Source organism: Exiguobacterium sp. SH5S4, assembly GCF_004337045.1.
Classification (GTDB): domain Bacteria; phylum Bacillota; class Bacilli; order Exiguobacteriales; family Exiguobacteriaceae; genus Exiguobacterium; species Exiguobacterium aurantiacum_A.
On the sequence record NZ_SJUQ01000004.1, the window covers coordinates 116,818 to 134,861 of the forward strand.

Genomic DNA, 18,044 nt, shown 5'->3' on the forward strand with positions numbered 1-18,044 from the left:
ACTATTTTTGTGGGGAGATGGAACAGATGAGAAAGAATGTTACGGTCGCACTACTGCTTGCGACTTTTTTGGCGGCGATCGAAGGGACGGTCGTCTCGGTCGCGACGCCGGTCATTGCGAGCGAGTTGAACGGCGCGGCGCTCGTCAGTTGGGTATTTGCCGCCTTCTTACTATTCACGGCGGTGTCGACACCGATTTACGGGAAAGTCGCCGACTTGTTCGGGCGAAAGCGTGTCCTCTTGTTTGGGATCGGGCTGTTCACACTCGCCTCGCTCTTATGCGGTTTAGCGACATCGATGGAGCAGTTGATCGTGTTTCGGGCGCTACAAGGTCTTGGCGCCGGTGCGGTCCTGCCGATCTCGATGACGATTATCGGGGACATGTATAAGTACGAAGAGCGTGGTAAGATTCAAGGGATTTTAAGTGCGGTGTGGGGCGTGTCCGGTGTACTCGGACCGGTCATCGGAGGATTTTTGGTCGAGACGTTGTCTTGGCGCTACGTGTTCTTGTTGAACGTTCCGTTTGCGCTCTTATCGTTCATCATGATCGTCACATTTTATAAAGAGACGGTCGCCGAGACGACCGAACGGATCGATATAAAAGGGGCACTCCTGTTCGCTGGGGGGACGACCGCATTCTTGTACGCCTTGATCACGTTCAGTGAAACGAACATCTTGACGCTACCGGTCGTCGTCAGCGCTGTGCTCAGTCTTATCTTGCTCGTCAGCTTCTTCATGTCTGAGCGCCGGGCCAAGACACCACTCCTACCGCTCGAGCTTTTGAAGCAGCCGATTATCGCGTCCATCAACGGGGCCGTCTTCTTTGCTGCTTGGGTGCTCGTCTCGATGTCAGCCTACATCCCAATTTGGGCACAGGCTGTACTTGGTAAATCGGCGACGGAGGCGGGCTTCATGCTCATGCCGCTCTCGGTCGCATGGACGTTCACGTCGATTATCGGCGGACGGACGCTCGGAGCGGCATCACCGCGACGACGGGCTGTTTTCGGGATGGGCCTGCTCTTGGTCGGGACGGTCATCTTGACGCTGATGACTCCATCGAGTTCGGACGTCTGGGTGTACCTCGCCGTCGCCATCATCGGCGTCGGATTCGGTTTGTCACAACCGATGTTCATCGTCGTGTTGCAGACGGTCGTGTCGTACCGAGAGCGTGGTACAGCGACAGCGGCGAACTCGTTTTTAAGTACGGTCGGACAGACGCTCGGCGTCGCGGTGTTCGGGGCGATGTTCAACTTTATCGTCTTGAGCGGATTCCGGAACGACGAAACGTTGAGCGGTGCCTCGCTCGAATCGTTCTTCAACCGGGCGGCGAGTGCCACGCTTGACGAGAGCGTCCGTCTGCAAGGTGAGCAGTTGATCGCCTCGGGACTGAACAGTGTCTTCGTCGGAGCGGCGCTCGCGGCGTTCATCGCTTTGCTCATCGCGCTTCGGTTACCGGCCCGCCCACCCGAACCTTCACGCGACGCCTGAAAGCGCGGTATGATGGGGGAAAGGAGGCGGTCACGTTGAAACGATGGTTACTCATGTTGTCACTCGTCTTTGTTGCCGGTTGTGCGTCTGATCCGGCGGACGATGCGGTCCAAGAAGAGGAAACCCCGATCGAACAACCGGCTGAATCGACGGAAGGGGCGCCGAACGAAGATGACGCGTTATCGGTTGGGGCGAACGAATCGATTGCGCGACAGCTCGACGTCCCATGGTCGATTGCACGAACCGAGGACGGTTGGCTCGTTTCAGAGCGCGGGGGAACGATTGCTGTCATTGATGCTGACGGTAACGTCTCGCGTCAACCGGTCGAACTGACTGAAGATGTGCTTGAAATCGGGGAAGGCGGACTACTCGGTCTTGCTCTCGCGGATGACTTTGCGACGTCGCGACAGCTGTACGCCTATCATACGTATGGGACACCTGGAGATGTGCGGAACCGGGTCGTCGAATTGACGTGGGACGGAGAACGATTTGAAGAGACGGACATCGTCTTGGAAGACATACCCGGGGCGCAGTTTCATAACGGCGGACGCTTATTACTCGACGGTGACGTGATTTGGGTCACGACCGGAGACGCACTCGTCCCAGACCTCGCTCAAGATGAGACGTCGATTGCCGGAAAAATCCTGCGCGTGCCGTTGTCCGGCGAAGGGGACCCGGTCGATTGGATTTATTCGTCCGGCCATCGGAATCCGCAAGGGTTGACCGTCATCGAAGACGTGCTTTATGCGAGCGAACACGGGGCGTCCGGTCATGACGAAGTGAACATCATCGAGCCAGGCAACAACTACGGGTGGCCGATCATCGAGGCCGATGAGACGGAAGACGGTCTCGAGACGCCTTGGTTTGAGGTCGGAGGAACGTCATGGGCGCCATCAGGCATCATTGCCGACGAACAGTACGTCTATATGGCGACGTTGCGTGGGAATCGTTTGGTCGCCATCGACCGCGAGACGCGCGAAGTCGTTCCGCTCATCGAGGATCAAGGGCGCATCCGGGACGTCTGGTTAGAAGACGACCGTCTGTATTACATCACGAACAATACGGACGGCCGGGGAAATCCGGGAGCGGAAGACGATCAACTGTTCATGTTGGAATTACGTTAGAAACTGACATCTCGTCAGTTTCTATTTTTTTGTTGTGTTACGGATTCGCCGGTGAAATGACGGAAGAACCGCTTCAAGAATTGGTGTACGACAATGCAGGTGCGGATGCGATTCGGGAGGAACTGGCGAATGGGGCGGATGTTAACATGCAAGACAGTTATGGCGATACGCCGCTCCATAACTTGCTGTACAATGATGGAATGGACTACGATTCATTAGTGCTCTTGCTCGAAAGCGGGGCAGATGTCACCATTGAAAATGACGATGGTATGACACCGATCGATGTGGCGAAAGATTGGAGCCACGAATTTGGGATTGTAGAACTGCTACGTTCTTATGAATGAACAGCTGGCTCGTCTCTCGGGAAACTGAGGGACGAGTTTTTTAACGATGGTATTGCAAACGCTTGCATGACCCGTGATATAATCTTCAAGAGGAGGGGTGTCGGTGAGGAGCATCCGTACGAAATTGACCGGGATGATCGCATTGACGATCATCGTTCCGGTTATTTTAGCGACCGTCATATCATTTTGGTACGTCAAAGACCGGGAACGAGAGCGCGGTCTCGAGCTCACGGACTGGTCGCTCGAGCGCGGGACGTTGCAGATCGAACGCTACATCTCTGACTTGAGCCGCCTGCCGACGAGCCTATACGCCAATCGGGACGTCCTCGACATTCTTGAATACGGTCCCGGGCTGTCACTCGAGCAGACGGAGCTTGAAGTTCGGCGGGCACTCCTTGGTATGTACTTATCACGGGAGGATGTCGCACAGATTCAATTGCTCATGCTCGAAGACATGGACTCGTTCGCCGCTTATAAAATGAAAGTGTCACCACGTTCGAAAAAACAACCGAGTGCGATTCAACAACAATTGCTGAAGTATGAAGAGAGCCGTGTCTTGCTCGAGGCGTCGCATCCGCTCGTCCCGTACCACGACTTTGGACCGATCATCTCGGCAGAAGAGGTTGTGACGCTTCATTTCCGGCTCGACAAGATCGAGACGGATAAACCGCTCGCGATCCTCTCGATCGATATACCGGAAGACGTGTTTGTCGGACAACTCGCGTCGCTGCAAAACAATCCGGAGGAAAGCCTTTGGTTTATTGGCGGGAACAATCAAGTGTTTGCCAAGCTTGGGGACGAGGACATCCCGGACACGGTGGCGGCGAAGTCGATGTCGGTCGACGGGAAACATCATCGGATCATTAAATCGTTCGAGTTTGAGAATCAAACGTTTTATGTCGGGAAATCGATTCCGGATCGGTTGTTGATTGAACCGGCATCCCGGACGTCATTCATCATCTTCGTCGTCGGGATGGTTTCGCTCGTACTAGCGTTGATCGGGGCGACGTACGCATCGATGCGTTTGACGACGCCGATTAAAACGCTCACGTCAAACATTTGGAGAATCGAGCAAGGGGACATGACCGTCTCGTTCGATTCCCTGGGAAATGACGAGTTCGGTGTGCTCGGCCGCCAATTTAAACGGATGATCGAACGGATCGATGACTTGATTCAGCGCGAATATCGGTTGGCGCTCGAAAATCGGACGAACGAACTGCGCGCCCTGCAGGCGCAAACGAACCCGCACTTTTTATTCAATGCGCTGCAGTCGATCGGGACGCTCGCCCTAAAAGGGGACGGTAAAACGGTTTATCGCTTAATCACACAGTTATCCTCGATGATGCGGTACACGATGCACCCGGACGAGTCGATGGTGACGCTCAAGCGCGAAGTCGAGCATCTCAATTCGTACGTTCGGCTCCAACAGGTCCGCTTCCCCGATCAGTTCGACGTCGAGGTCGACGTCCCGGACGCGTTGCTCGACTTGATCGTTCCGAAGATGATCCTCCAACCGCTCGCTGAGAACTTTTTCAAACATGGGTTTGAGCGGGACGGGGCGACTTCGGCCAATCGGTTCTGCTTAAACATCCGTCAAACGGGAGCCGACCTCATCATCCGTTGTGAGAACAGCGGGCGAGCGATCTCGGACTTTGAGCTGAACGCCCTGCAACAACGGATCGAACGGTCGATAGGACCGATTCATGGTGCGGAAGGCACCGGTTTAAAGAACATTCGCGATCGACTCATGTTAAACTATAATCGGGAGGCTGAGTTTATGTTGGCTACACCAGAGACCGGCGGATTCCGCATCGTCATGCGTTTCCCGGCCGTGAAGGAGGCGGGTGCGTCATGACGAAAGTATTGATCGTCGACGATGAGTCGCCGGTACGGGAAGCGGTCAAATTACTTGGGGAGTGGGAACGTCTCGGCGTCACGAAAGTGTTCGAAGCGAGCGACGGCGAGGAAGCGAAACGGATTATCACGAAAGAGCGCCCAGCCTTGGTTTTATCGGATATTCAAATGCCGCGCTGCAACGGGATTGAGTTGATGGAATGGGTGCATCAAGAGGTGGAGTCGGTAAAGCTGATCGTGTTGACCGGGTACGATGAGTATTCGTATATGCGGCGCGCGATTCAGCTCGGCAGCTTCGATTACTTGCTGAAACCGATTGATCCGGACGTGTTGAACGATACGCTCGAACGTGCCCTCGCGGACGTCTGTCCAGCCGAGGAGGATCCAATCTTCCAAATTGGTGCGTTTATCGAGCGTCATTATGCGGAAGAGCTCAGCTTGCAAGGGATGAGCGAGCGCTTTTACTTGAGCCGCGAATACATATCGCGTCGTTTTAAGCAGCAGTATGGCGTCAACTTATCCGAGTACTTGCTGTCGATCCGCATGCTCGAGGCCAAGCGTCTCCTTGAAACAAGTAGACAACGTATTTATGAAGTCGCCCAAGCGGTTGGTTTTTCGGACGACAAATACTTCCGAAAAGTCTTTAAAAAACAAGTTGGTGTTACCCCGAACGAATATCGGGAAGACTACCAACGACAACTTTAAAGGAGGAATTTTATCATGAGTGTACACATTGGGGCAAAAGAAGGACAAATCGCAGAAACGGTATTACTTCCAGGAGATCCGTTGCGCGCGAAATACATCGCCGAGACGTTCTTAGAGGATGTCGAACTGTATAACGAAGTGCGTGGCATGTACGGTTTCACAGGTACGTATAAAGGCAAACGCATCTCTGTTCAAGGGACAGGTATGGGTGTGCCGTCGATGTCGATTTACGTCAACGAATTGATCATGTCGTACGGTGCTAAAAACTTGATTCGTGTCGGTACAGCCGGCGGGATTCAAGAAGACGTCAAAGTGCGTGACGTTGTCATCGCGATGAGCGCATCGAGTGAGATGGGACAAAACCGTGTCCGGTTCGACGGCATGGACTACGCACCGACAGCGACGTTCGACCTCCTACATCGTGCGTATATGAACGCAGAGAAAGCGGGCATCCCGGTCAAAGTCGGTCAAATCTTCACGGCCGACCAGTTCTACCAAGATGACTTCCACCACTTCAAAAAGTGGGCGGACTTCGGTTGCCTTGCAATCGAAATGGAAGCAGCCGGCCTTTACACGCTCGCGGCGAAACATAAAGTCAACGCCTTGACGATCCTCACGATCTCTGACCACTTGTTAACGGGTGAAGAGACGACATCAGAAGAACGTCAATCGACGTTCGACGAGATGATTCGCGTCGCCCTCGACACAGCAGTCGAAGTGACGAACTAAATCATAAGTCCCTACAGACGCAACGTTTGTAGGGACTTTTTGTGTCAGTGTGCCAACGTATCTATACAAAGCGGAACCGGCAAGCTAGACTGAAGCTGAAAACTCAGTGTCCGTGGAGGCGCTGAGCTAAGGAGAGAATTCCGTGAATAAACCATCCGCTTTTGTGATTTATAGTATCGTCTTTTTTGCGTTTTTCGATCTGTTTGCCCAACTTCCCGTCATGAGCACGTTCGCGACCTCGGTCGGTGCGACGCCGTTCATCGCCGGTGTCGTCATTGCCATCTACTCACTGTCGAACACGTTCGGGAACATTTTGTCTGGCGTTTGGACGGACAAGTTCGGCCCGTTCCGAATCTTACTCGTCGGTCTAGTGTTATCAAGTGCGAGTCTGCTCATGTATCGCCTTGTCGATGATGCTTCGATGTTACTGGTGGTGCGTGTCGTTCACGGATTCGTGGCCGGCTTGATTGTACCGGCTGCGTTTACGCTATCCGCGAACTTGACCGCGGCGAATCGACAAGGGAAAAAAGTGGCGCTCACCGGGAGCTTCGTCGGGTTGGCGGCGATTCTAGGACCAGCGTTCAGCGGCATCATGGCCAGTCGGACATCGGTCCCGGTCGTATTTACGTACGTGGCGGCGTATGGCGTGCTTGTGGCTTTGCTTGCCCTCGTCGTGTTAAAGCGGTTGCGATTCGCTGTTAAACATGAGGACCGGCGCGAAGTGGTTGGCTCGAAAACGCTAGAACGCGACGTCGTCAAAGCATATATCGGGGCGTTTTTATTGATGTTCTCGCAAGGAGCGCTCGCTTATTTATTACCGCTTTACGTACAAGCGCTCGGTTATGACTCACGGCTCAGCGGGACGTTGCTCAGCACGTTTGGCGTTGCTGCCGTCCTCGTGTTCGTCTTGCCGACGAACCGTATCTTCGACCGGTTCGAGCCGGCGCGCTTGGCTGCGCTCGGGATCGGCATCCTTGGGGTTAGTCAAATTCTGATCGGTTTGTCAGGTAGCGCAAATCTGCTCTATCTCGTGCTCGGCTGTTATGGCGTCGGCTTCGCAATTTTGTTCCCGGCCATCAACACGATGTTGATCAAAGCGACGAACAGTGCCAATCGCGGCAAATCGTATGGCTACTTCTATGCGTTCTTCTCGCTCGGTACGGTCGTAGGTTCGGCTCTCTTAGGGTGGCTGTCCGTCTCGTTAACGCAGAAATTCACGCTGACCGGGATTGTTTTGCTGCTAGCGGGTCTGCTTTTGATTGTGATCGAGCAGACAAGGAAACGTGTCGTTTCAAACAAGACCGGGTGAGATGGGCACGTATCAAGCAGCAACGGCTGAACGTTCAAAATGGTCGGGTCTGATTGGATAGTGATAAGATGAAGACAGCGTTATCACTCAAAGGGAGGCAGATTTATGCTCGCACCAATCGAACAGTTGACGATCGAAGAGCTCATCAGTAAGCAACGTCGTTTCTTTAAGACGCAAGCGACCAAATCGCTCGCATTCCGTCTCAGTATGTTGACGTTTTTGAAAGAATCGATCAAACATCACGAAACGGAAATTATTGAAGCGTTAAAAACAGATTTAAATAAATCAGAGCTCGATGCGTTCACGACGGAGATCGGCTTTATTTACGACGAGATCAGTCGGACGAATCGAGAGTTGAAGCGTTGGATGCGACCAAAACGGGTCCGCGGCGCGGCGATCCACCTCGGGACAAAAAGTGAGGTCATGTATGAACCGTACGGCACCGTTCTCATCATCGCGCCTTGGAATTATCCGTTCCAATTGGCAATCGCACCGCTCATCGGAGCAATCGCGGCCGGGAACACGGCTGTCGTGAAACCGTCCGAATTGACGCCGAACGTGGCCCAAGTAATGACGAAAGTGCTCGAACGGGCGTTCACCGATCGCTACGTCGTCAGCGTCGAAGGGGATAAAGACGTCGCTCAAGCTTTGCTCGCGCAAAAATGGGATCATATCTTCTTTACCGGTTCGACCCAAGTCGGAAAAATCGTCATGGAGGCTGCGGCCAAGCAATTGACGCCGGTCACGCTCGAACTAGGTGGGAAGTCACCGGCCATCGTCCATGAAGATGCCAATATTAACATTGCGGCGAAACGGATTGCGTGGGGGAAATGGATGAACGCCGGGCAGACGTGTGTCGCCCCGGACTACGTGCTCGTCCACGAGTCGAAACGTGATGCGTTTCTTGAAGCAATCAAGCGGGAAGCGTTCCTGATGTTTGGGAACGGAATCGGGACAGAACGTTTCACCCGGATCGTCAGCGAGTCTCATTTTGATCGGTTGACGAGTTATTTGAGTCAAGGGGACGTCTTCTTCGGGGGAGCGACGGAGCGGGAAAGCTTGAAAATCGCCCCGACCGTCATGACGGATATTCATGATGGGGCTGCTGTCATGAAAGACGAGATTTTCGGACCGATTTTGCCGGTGCTGACGTATCGTCAACTCGATGAGGCGATCGAGTTCGTGTCCGACCGTCCGCATCCGCTCGCGCTCTATCTGTTCACGGAAACGAAAGCTGTCGAACATACGGTGCTCAAACATCTGACATTCGGCGGCGGTTGTGTCAACGATGTCCTCATGCATTTGACGAACCCGAACTTGCCATTTGGCGGTGTCGGGGAGAGTGGGATGGGAGCTTATCACGGACGCTATAGCTTTGAGGCGTTCAGCCATGCCAAATCAATCTTACGCAACACGACAAAATTTGATGTGCCGATCCGTTATCCAAACTTTAAAGGTGCGGAGAAGCTGATTCGTCTCGTCTATCGCTGAGACTGATCTGAGACTGTAGACTTTCTACAGTCTTTTCTTATGGAAGCACTTAAAAAAGAAGATTGTTTGAAATGTCACATACTTTTGTGATTAGGGTGCTCGCGCTACTGTATAATAAAGCCATAAATGAAACGTACGAGACATTCCAGGCACGAATGAATTGTGGAGGGAGCAGACGAACATGTCTACGAAATGTGGGACAACCGAACCGAACAGCTTTATCTTTTCAGCGGAGACGAAACAGTTATTGCTCGAAATGATGACACCTCAAGACTACCCGAAGGCCAGCATCGTCTGTTGGGAAGGTGAGAAGTGTGATAAATTCTTTTATTTGAAGAGCGGATCTGTCAAATTCACAAAGATCACGAAAAAAGGTAATCCAATCGTCATGTTCTTATATGGCGCCGACGATTTTTTTGGTGAGTTTGATATCGTCGACACGTTCCCGAGTTCTTACAGCATCGAGACGACGGAAGAAAGTGTCATTGGCATTATTTCAAAGAAAGACATCGAGACCATCATGCAGCACGACGCCAAATTTGCCGGTGACGTGCTACGCTGGACGTCGATGATGCGTAAGCATTCAGAGATGAAACTGCGTGATTTGCTATTGTACGGAAAGCCGGGAGCGCTCGCTTCGACGCTGCTTCGGATGGCGGCCATGCACGGAGTAGAAGAAGATGATGCGGTCGTCATCTCACGACATCCTTCCGACGGGGAGCTCGGTCAACTGATCGGGGCACCGCGTGAGACCGTCAACCGGATGATGAACCAGTGGCGAAAAGAAGGCGTCCTGACAACGACGGGAAACTCAATCGTCTTGCATGATATCGATTTCTTAAAAGAGCTGTGCCACTGTGAAGGATGTCCGGTCGGGATTTGCCGATTATAACGAGGAACCGTCTCTTAGTGAGGCGGTTTTTTTGTCGTCTTGATTTGGCTAATTGTGAATTTTATGTGTGGAAACTACGCAAATTTGATGTGATTGTCACTTTTGGAGTGATAAAAGTCACATATTAAGTCGGGGTGAATTTCATACAATGAAAGAGGAAATTATAGCGAAAGGGGTCCTTCACGTGGATAAGAACGGTGGGCAAGAACCGAATCTGAAAGGCACGTTCACATCGGTCATGATTGTCGCGGGTGTCATCATCGCCATGTGGTCGTCGGTCTTTTATTTATTTGTTACACGATAACGTCAAAAGGAGAGAACAAACATGCATATTCATAAGCTTGAAAAATATTGGCTGATCTTTGGCATCGTTCTATTAGGCGTGTTTTTGGCAGTGCTCGGCATTTCGGCGTTTGCGGCCGGAAACCAGCCCGCATCGGACGCCGATTTGATCGACCCGGCAAAAGTGCATCAGACGGCGCCGTTCGATAAACCTGGACTTAATAAAATTGGTGATAACGAGTATGAACTCGTCATGGTCGCGCAGGCGTTCACGTTCACACCGGGGAACGTTGAAATCCCGAAAGGTGCGAAAGTGACGTTTCTCGTCACGTCACCGGACGTCGTCCACGGTTTCCAGTTGACGGGGACACCGGTCAACATGATGGTCGTGCCGGGACATATCAACTCGCTCACGTATACGTTTGAAGAAACAGGCGAATTTTTAATTCTCTGTAACGAATATTGCGGGACGGGCCATCACATGATGGCGACAAAAATTAAGGTGGTGGACTAAATGAACGACGTAGCCTCAAAACTGAAACAGTGGGAAATGGAGCGCGGTGTGCCGGTGCCGAGCATCGGTGTGAAAGAAGCGCGCCTCGCCTATGCCCACGTTGTCGTCTCGGTACTCGCCGTCTTGATTGGAGCGATCGCGGGACTCATGCAGACGCTCATCCGTACAGGAATCATTCCGGAAGTATTCGGTTACTATCAACTGTTGACGGCTCACGGTATCATGCTTGGTCTCGTCTTTACGACGATGTTTATCATCGGCTTACTTTACGCGCTGCTCGCCAAGTCGTTCGGACGGTTTGAATCGTTCCCGACACGTGTCGCTTGGCTCGGTTTTTGGATGATCATCGCCGGGGCGGTACTCGTGACGATCATGGTGCTCGCCAATAAAGCGACTGTACTTTACACGTTCTACGCTCCGCTCATGGCCGACCCGATCTTCTATGTCGGTCTCGTCCTGTTCGTCGTCGGTACATGGTTCTCGGCGTTCGCGATGTTCCGCATGTATGCGGACTATAAACGGGAACACCCTGGCGTTCACCCGCCACTCCCAGCGTACATGAGTATCATGACGATGTTGCTCTGGGTCATCGCGACACTCGGTGTTGCCGGGACGATTTTGTTCCAACTGCTCCCGCTCTCGCTCGGATGGAAAGACACGGTCGGGATTGAACTGAGTCGGACGTTGTTCTGGTACTTCGGTCACCCGCTCGTTTACTTCTGGCTCATGCCGGCCTATATCGTCTGGTATACGGTCGTGCCGAAAGTCATCGGTGGGAAGATCTTCTCGGACGCGCTCGCGCGGATGGCGTTCTTGTTGTTCCTCTTGTTCTCGTTCCCGGTCGGTTTCCACCACCAGTTGACAGAGCCGGGGATCGATCCGTTTTGGAAGTTCGTCCAAGTCATCTTGACGTTCCTCGTCGTCATCCCGTCGTTCATGACGGCGTTCTCGCTGTTCGCGACGTTCGAGCTGCGGGGACGCGCGCTCGGCGCACGCGGCTTATTCGGTTGGGTCAAAAAGATGCCGTATGGCGATGTGCGTTTCCTCGCCCCGTTCGTCGGAATGTTGTTCTTCATTCCGGCTGGTGCCGGTGGTATCATCAACGCGTCGCACCAATTGAACGCGATGGTCCACAACACGCTTTGGGTCACCGGTCACTTCCATATCACGGTCGGGACGGCCGTCGCCTTGACGTTCTTTGGAACCGCCTATTGGCTCGTGCCGGTACTACGCGGACGGACACTCACGAAATCGATGAACCGTCTCGGTTTGATTCAGACGGGGACGTGGGCGTTCGGGATGTCGATCATGTCGTATGCGATGCACATCTCAGGCCTTCAAGGTAACCCGCGTCGGACCGGTCCGGCGACGTATTTCTCAGACGCGTTGACGCGTGAATGGATCCCGTACCATATGGCGATGGCAATCGGCGGGACGATCCTTCTCGTCTCGGTGCTCATCTTCGTCTATTCGATGTTCAACTTGTCATTCCTCGCACCAAAAGGTGAGGAAGAGTTCCCACTCGCGGAAACGGAAGAGGCGGCAATGGAGACGCCACGGTTCTTCGAGAACTGGAAGCTCTGGATCACGGTCACGTTCGTCTTGATCGCATTCGCCTACACGGTTCCGATTTGGCACTTGATTGAAAGCGCGCCTCCGGGAGCGAAAGGTTGGGTGCTCTGGTAAACTGAAGTCAGCCCTTTGCTAGGGGCATCAAAACGATCAATCCGTTAATACAAGCCGACTATATCGTCCGCTCATCAAACTGACGCATCCTAATCAATGAGGATGCGTCTTTTGTTTTGGATTGTTTCGGGAAATGATGCCGTCGCGGCGAGAGCTCGACGTCACGATGGACGAGCTCGTCAGCAAAATCAAACGGCAATACGGGGAAGGGAATCCGAAGTTAAGAAGCGTTATCGTAGCAAGCAAGTCATCGAAGACGTTTGTCACTCAAAAAATCGACCGTTCAAAGACATTGATCGGAGTGGTCATGGTATTCGACTATGCATCAAGAACAAGTATCAATGGGCAATCGCTATATTCCGATTCAAGCAATGACACTTGAGACGTTAAAAGAAGATACGGGAGATGAATATCGTGCGATTCGATCTGACGGAACAGAATTGATTATTGATTTAAACTCGTTAGAGCAGACGACTCGCCAAGTCATTCAAGGTGCAGTCGGGTCAATCACTTATATCGATCAGTTAGTCTATCATGTGCTTCCTAAAAAAGAAGGAGCCATGTTAGAAGTATATGATGAAGGGGAAATGGTTTCGCGCGCTTCCATAAAAGCAGAAGGAGACAGCGGACAGACGGCGAATCGACCCGTCCATTACTATGTTTACTAATAGAAAAACCGAGAGGCGGCTGCCTCTCGGTTATTTCGTTGGTTTCGGGATGATGACCCCTTCTTCTAAATCAAGCAACATATCGATCAGTTCTGCACAGAATTCTGGGAACTGGTCGAGGAACGCACCTGGACCGACCTCATCCATGAAGTCGATGTACAGATCTGCTACGTTGCCAGCCATCTTCGCTGGAAGTGCGAGGAAGGCCGACCCGAAGCGCCAGCTGCCACGGATATCGAGCAGTTTGCCGAGCATGACGTCGCCCGGTTCACGAACCTCCGGCAACGTCACTTTATACGATTCTTTCGTCTCCCAATCGCGGAGACCGTCCTCGGTCACTTCAAAGACAGAGCACCGGGGGACGGCGAGACCGCGCAAGGCGTGATAGAGGGCGGGTGACATATCGGCTTTATGGTCCGCCAAATAGCGGCCATGCGGTGTCATCCCGTCCTCGTCCGTCTCAAAGAAGACGGCCCAATCGATGAACAAATCGCGGAACAGTTCGGCGTCTTTCAAGTGCCACGTGCCTTCCGAAGCGATCTCTTGGATATAGTTCGTCCACTGCGTGCTGCGTGCGAGTGCCGCTTGCTCGTATAACTTTTTCAGTTCGGCCAGCAATTCGGACTCTTCGACGAGCAAAGGGAAGGGAATTACTTTCCGGTCTTTTTTCATCGCCGTGGTCCTCGCTTGTCTGCAGGACGTTTGACGACCGGCGGTTTGTCTTCGATCCGTTTCTCGATGACTTCGCCACGGTAAATCTCAAGCTCTTTCAATTCGACACCGAGCTGGCGGGCGAACGATTTCAAGTGCGTCAAATCTTCCGGCGTCACGATCGAGAGGACCGTCCCGGCCGCGCTACCGCGAGCGGTCCGTCCTGAGCGGTGGATGAAGTCATCGGTCGATTCAGGTAAATCGAAATGGACGACGTGCGTCACTTCATCGATGTCGAGTCCGCGCGCTGCGAGACCCGTCGTGATGAGGAGCGGATATTCGCCTTTACGGAATTCGCGGAGCGTCTCGACGCGGGCACGTTTCCCTTTCAAGCTATCGAGCATACGGTAGTTCACTTTCATCTTATCGAGCTCACCTTTGAGCGGCGGTAAGAACGAGCGGTTGTTGATAAACGCGAGCACTTTGACGCCGTCGACGTGTGACAGGCGGCGAAGCAGTTCTGGCTTATAGCGACGTGTCGTCAACATATAGCCGTACGTCACTTGAGCACTGACAGTCCGTTCGACCTTCACGTGAACCGGTTCTTTCAAGAATGGGGCAGCCCATGCTTGGAGCGTGTCCGTCAACGTCGCCGAAACGAGTGAGATTTGATGCTCGTGCGCCGTATGGTTGATGATGCGCTCGGCTGCTTCCGTCAATCCGCTGTCGATGATTTGATCGGCTTCATCGAGCACGATCGTATGCGTTTCGTGCAGTTTAAGTTTTTTCTTCTCGATCAATTCAACGAGACGTCCTGGTGTCCCGACGATTAAATGCGGTTTTTTCTTCAAGCGATCGATTTGGCGCTTCAGTTCGACGCCGCCGATGAACGAGGCAATCCGGACGTCACCTTTTTCGGTGAAACGTTGCGCCACCGTTTGGATCTGCATGACGAGTTCGCGCGTCGGTGCGACGATGACGACTTGGATCCGGTCGTTCGAGGCATCGATTTTTTCAATAGCGGGTAAAAGATAAGCGAGTGTCTTACCTGTCCCTGTCGGTGCTTCGATCGTGACGTCTTTTCCTTCTAAAAGGGGCGGGAACGCTTCCGCTTGGACCGGCATCGGTTCGTTAAAGCCAAGGCGTTCCCAGGCTTCGTTAATGAATGGTTTTGTAAAGTTCATATCAGTTCTCCTTATCGTTGGGCAAAAACAAAGGAAGCATAAGCGCTCCCTGGTTCAAATATAGCGAACATGTTCAGTGTCTTGGTCAATCGATGAACGGAGCGTCTGTGTGTACACTTGCCCGTCCTCGACGAGTTTGATGTGCACGTCGATGTGCTCAGGTGAGGCTTCGACACCTTCGACCGTGAAGCCTTGATACACGCGGTATTCCAATTCCTTAAGCAATTTTGCATAGGCGTTTAGTTCTGGATACGTCGTCGCGACGTCGATTGGGCGCGACACGAGTGCGACCATTAAATGGTCACGGAAATCGATGAAATCCTCATTCTCGATATCGTCATCAAAGCGAATCCAAAAGCCTTTTTCTTCAAATTCTGTGATAAATCCGTCGCGCTTGTCTCCAGCCTCTTCGACTTTAAGGGAGATGCGGTCACCGGCTTTTAAGTTATGCTCGGCTGTTAATGGTTCATACGTCATGGGAAGAACCCCTTCCTCTTCTACAATGTTCTGCTTCCATTGTGCTCGATATAAGGCAAAAATTCAAGTTCTATCCCGAACCTGTGAGTTAAGTCACTACAAAAACTGTATGATTTTTCACAACTCCTTAAAGATAATACAGGATTCACAAGAACGTGAACGGACAGGGATTCGTCTGTTTCTATGTAAGTTGAAAAACTACTATAACAGATAAAATAGCGCTTACAAAAACGGCATAACACCAATGTTCATGAGATTGTTACAACTTTCACAAGAATGTAAAACATATTGTTGGCGTTTTCACGTACACTCATATTATAAGGAATCAGGCAGTTATCTCAACTATGAGGAGTGACCATAATGGCAACTGAAATTAAATCAGCCTGGTCAGGATTTGTTCCTGGACAGTGGACGAACGAAGTGAATGTCGGTGAATTTATCCGCTTGAACCGCCACGAGTATACAGGGGATGACCGTTTCTTAGTCGGACCGACAGAGGCGACGAATCGTCTTTGGGGACAAGTGATGGAATTGACGAAAGAAGAACGGGAACGCGGGGGCGTTTGGGATGTCGATCAAAACACGCCGTCGACAATTATCTCACACGGACCTGGGTACTTAAATAAAGACCTTGAAAAAGTCGTCGGTGTCCAAACGGACGAACCGTTCAAACGCTCGATTCATCCGAACGGCGGCATCCGCATGGTCGACGCCGCGCTCGAGTCATACGGCTTCGAACCAAATCCTGAAATCACAAAAATCTATTCAGACATTCGTAAAACACACAACCAAGGTGTTTTCGATGCCTACACACCAGAGATGCGGGCGGCACGGAAGTCAGGGATCATCACAGGTCTCCCAGACGCATACGGACGTGGCCGGATCATCGGTGACTACCGTCGCGTTGCCTTATACGGTTTAGATTTCTTGATTGCCGAGCGTAAAAAAGATTTGGCGAACAATGGCGGTTTCCTCTCAGAAGCAGACATTCGGACGCGGGAAGAGATGTCTGAACAGCTTCGTGCCCTTCAAGAATTGAAACAACTCGGCGCTGCTTACGGATTCGACCTCGGTCGCCCGGCTGAAACGACGCAAGAAGCCTATCAATGGGTATATCTCGCTTACCTTGCAGCTGTCAAAGAACAAAACGGTGCGGCGATGTCTCTCGGACGCGTATCGACATTCCTTGACGTGTACGCTGAGCGTGACATGGCGGCGGGCCGTTTGACAGAGTCAGACGTCCAAGAAATCGTCGATCACTTCATCATGAAACTCCGCATCGTCAAATTCTTGCGGACGCCTGACTATAACGAATTGTTCTCTGGAGATCCAACTTGGGTCACGGAATCAATCGGTGGGATGAGTGAGGATGGCCGTTCGAACGTCACGAAGAGTTCGTTCCGTTTCCTTCACTCGCTCACAAACCTCGGCCCGGCACCAGAACCGAACTTGACGGTGCTTTGGTCGACGAAATTACCGGAAGGATTCAAACAATATTGCGCGAAGATGTCAATTGAGACGTCGGCGATCCAATACGAAAACGACGACCTCATGCTTCCAGAGTTTGGTGACGATTACGGCATCGCCTGCTGTGTGTCACCGATGAAAATCGGCAAACAGATGCAGTTCTTCGGTGCCCGTGCCAATATGGCGAAAGCACTCCTCTACAGCATGAACGGTGGACGCGATGAGAAGAGCGGCGATCAAATCGCTCCGGCTTGGGACATGAACACAGAAGACGTCCTCACGTACGACAAAGTGTACGCTGATTTCGACCGGACGCTCGACTGGCTCGCGGAGCTTTACGTCAACACACTCAACGTCATTCACTTCATGCACGATAAATATGCGTACGAACGGATCGAAATGGCGCTCCACGATCCTGAAATCTTACGGACGATGGCTTGTGGTATCGCTGGCCTTTCGGTGACGGCGGACAGCTTGTCAGCAATCAAATATGCGACGGTCAAACCGGTCCGGAATGAATTCGGCATCGCTGTCGACTTTGAAACAGAAGGCGACTTCCCGAAATTCGGAAACAACGATGACCGTGTCGACGCGATCGCCGTCGAACTCGTCGGATCGTTCATGGAAAAAGTCCGGAAACATAAAACGTACCGCGACGCGCTTCATACGCAGTCGGTCTTGACGATCACGTCGAACGTCGTCTACGGCAAGAAAACAGGTAATACGCCGGACGGCCGTCGTTCTGGTGAGCCGTTCGCACCAGGTGCGAACCCGATGCACGGCCGCGATACGAAAGGAGCGGCAGCGTCGCTCTCGTCAGTCGCCAAACTTCCGTTCGAACACGCGCAAGACGGCATTTCGTACACGTTCTCGATCGTACCGAAAGCACTCGGTAAAGAAGACGTCGCACGTGAACTTAACTTGGCGGCACTTCTTGACGGCTATATGGGTGGCGAGCACAAAGGTCACCACTTGAACGTCAACGTCTTCAATCGTGAGACGCTGCTCGACGCTATGGAACATCCAGAAGAGTACCCGCAGCTCACGATCCGCGTATCAGGTTACGCCGTCAACTTCATCAAGTTGACACGCGAGCAACAGATCGACGTCATCAACCGGACGTTCCACGGTTCATTATAAGTAAAGGCTTGGCGGCCTTCGCTTGAAGGCCGCTCATTCG

At 52.4% G+C, this 18,044-nt stretch carries 17 protein-coding genes; 14 read left to right on the forward strand and 3 right to left on the reverse strand.

The window, feature by feature from the left end:
• The first annotated feature begins 26 nt into the window (after positions 1 to 26).
• The 13 genes from EVJ32_RS04035 to EVJ32_RS04100 all read left to right on the forward strand — a co-directional run bounded on the left by EVJ32_RS04035 (position 27) and on the right by EVJ32_RS04100 (position 13,085).
• Positions 27 to 1,487 (forward strand): MDR family MFS transporter, encoded by a 1,461-nt coding sequence (locus EVJ32_RS04035; protein WP_131456822.1) that lies wholly within the window; start codon positions 27 to 29, stop codon positions 1,485 to 1,487.
• A 35-nt stretch (positions 1,488 to 1,522) separates the two neighbouring features.
• Positions 1,523 to 2,611: a PQQ-dependent sugar dehydrogenase gene (locus EVJ32_RS04040; RefSeq protein ID WP_236634103.1), complete on the forward strand. Its 1,089-nt coding sequence runs from the start codon at positions 1,523 to 1,525 to the stop codon at positions 2,609 to 2,611.
• 146 nt (positions 2,612 to 2,757) lie between these two features.
• Positions 2,758 to 2,955: a hypothetical protein gene (locus tag EVJ32_RS04045; protein WP_236639478.1), complete on the forward strand. Its 198-nt coding sequence runs from the start codon at positions 2,758 to 2,760 to the stop codon at positions 2,953 to 2,955.
• Between the two features lie 103 nt (positions 2,956 to 3,058).
• Complete coding sequence (locus EVJ32_RS04050) at positions 3,059 to 4,810, forward strand: sensor histidine kinase (protein ID WP_236634102.1); 1,752 nt, start codon at positions 3,059 to 3,061, stop codon at positions 4,808 to 4,810.
• Positions 4,807 to 5,514: a response regulator transcription factor gene (locus tag EVJ32_RS04055; protein WP_070328894.1), complete on the forward strand. Its 708-nt coding sequence runs from the start codon at positions 4,807 to 4,809 to the stop codon at positions 5,512 to 5,514. The genes EVJ32_RS04050 and EVJ32_RS04055 overlap by 4 nt, the downstream gene beginning before the upstream one ends.
• Positions 5,515 to 5,529: 15 nt before the next feature.
• Positions 5,530 to 6,243, forward strand: coding sequence for a purine-nucleoside phosphorylase (gene deoD, locus EVJ32_RS04060; protein ID WP_016508372.1), 714 nt, complete (start codon positions 5,530 to 5,532; stop codon positions 6,241 to 6,243).
• Between the two features lie 142 nt (positions 6,244 to 6,385).
• Positions 6,386 to 7,552 carry an MFS transporter gene (locus EVJ32_RS04065; RefSeq protein WP_131456828.1) on the forward strand — a complete coding sequence of 389 codons (1,167 nt, stop codon included), beginning with the start codon at positions 6,386 to 6,388 and terminating at the stop codon, positions 7,550 to 7,552.
• 105 nt (positions 7,553 to 7,657) lie between these two features.
• Complete coding sequence (locus EVJ32_RS04070; protein WP_131456830.1) at positions 7,658 to 9,043, forward strand: aldehyde dehydrogenase; 1,386 nt, start codon at positions 7,658 to 7,660, stop codon at positions 9,041 to 9,043.
• A gap of 181 nt (positions 9,044 to 9,224) precedes the next feature.
• Positions 9,225 to 9,935 carry a Crp/Fnr family transcriptional regulator gene (locus EVJ32_RS04075; protein WP_131456832.1) on the forward strand — a complete coding sequence of 237 codons (711 nt, stop codon included), beginning with the start codon at positions 9,225 to 9,227 and terminating at the stop codon, positions 9,933 to 9,935.
• 184 nt (positions 9,936 to 10,119) lie between these two features.
• Positions 10,120 to 10,239: a cytochrome c oxidase subunit 2A gene (locus tag EVJ32_RS04080; RefSeq protein ID WP_233589685.1), complete on the forward strand. Its 120-nt coding sequence runs from the start codon at positions 10,120 to 10,122 to the stop codon at positions 10,237 to 10,239.
• A gap of 21 nt (positions 10,240 to 10,260) precedes the next feature.
• Positions 10,261 to 10,731, forward strand: coding sequence for a cytochrome c oxidase subunit II (locus tag EVJ32_RS04085; RefSeq protein ID WP_131456835.1), 471 nt, complete (start codon positions 10,261 to 10,263; stop codon positions 10,729 to 10,731).
• Positions 10,732 to 12,417 (forward strand): b(o/a)3-type cytochrome-c oxidase subunit 1, encoded by a 1,686-nt coding sequence (locus tag EVJ32_RS04090; RefSeq protein ID WP_070328899.1) that lies wholly within the window; start codon positions 10,732 to 10,734, stop codon positions 12,415 to 12,417.
• A gap of 320 nt (positions 12,418 to 12,737) precedes the next feature.
• Entirely contained in the window at positions 12,738 to 13,085 is a 348-nt protein-coding gene (locus EVJ32_RS04100) for a hypothetical protein (RefSeq protein ID WP_131456837.1), read from the forward strand.
• Positions 13,086 to 13,115: 30 nt separating this feature from the next.
• Here EVJ32_RS04100 and EVJ32_RS04105 read toward each other — a convergent pair whose 3' ends face one another.
• Genes EVJ32_RS04105 through EVJ32_RS04115 form a run of 3 tightly spaced genes read right to left on the reverse strand, consistent with a single transcriptional unit; the run spans position 13,116 to position 15,397 of the window.
• On the reverse strand, positions 13,116 to 13,757 hold the full coding sequence (locus EVJ32_RS04105; protein WP_131456839.1) for a hypothetical protein: 642 nt from the start codon (positions 13,755 to 13,757) through the stop codon (positions 13,116 to 13,118).
• Positions 13,754 to 14,920 carry a DEAD/DEAH box helicase gene (locus EVJ32_RS04110; protein ID WP_070328906.1) on the reverse strand — a complete coding sequence of 389 codons (1,167 nt, stop codon included), beginning with the start codon at positions 14,918 to 14,920 and terminating at the stop codon, positions 13,754 to 13,756. The genes EVJ32_RS04105 and EVJ32_RS04110 overlap by 4 nt, the downstream gene beginning before the upstream one ends.
• A 54-nt stretch (positions 14,921 to 14,974) precedes the next feature.
• Entirely contained in the window at positions 14,975 to 15,397 is a 423-nt protein-coding gene (locus EVJ32_RS04115) for a hypothetical protein (RefSeq protein ID WP_070328907.1), read from the reverse strand.
• Between the two features lie 360 nt (positions 15,398 to 15,757).
• Between EVJ32_RS04115 and pflB the strand changes: the two genes are divergently transcribed.
• Complete coding sequence (gene pflB / locus EVJ32_RS04120) at positions 15,758 to 18,004, forward strand: formate C-acetyltransferase (protein ID WP_131456841.1); 2,247 nt, start codon at positions 15,758 to 15,760, stop codon at positions 18,002 to 18,004.
• Positions 18,005 to 18,044: the final 40 nt, after the last annotated feature.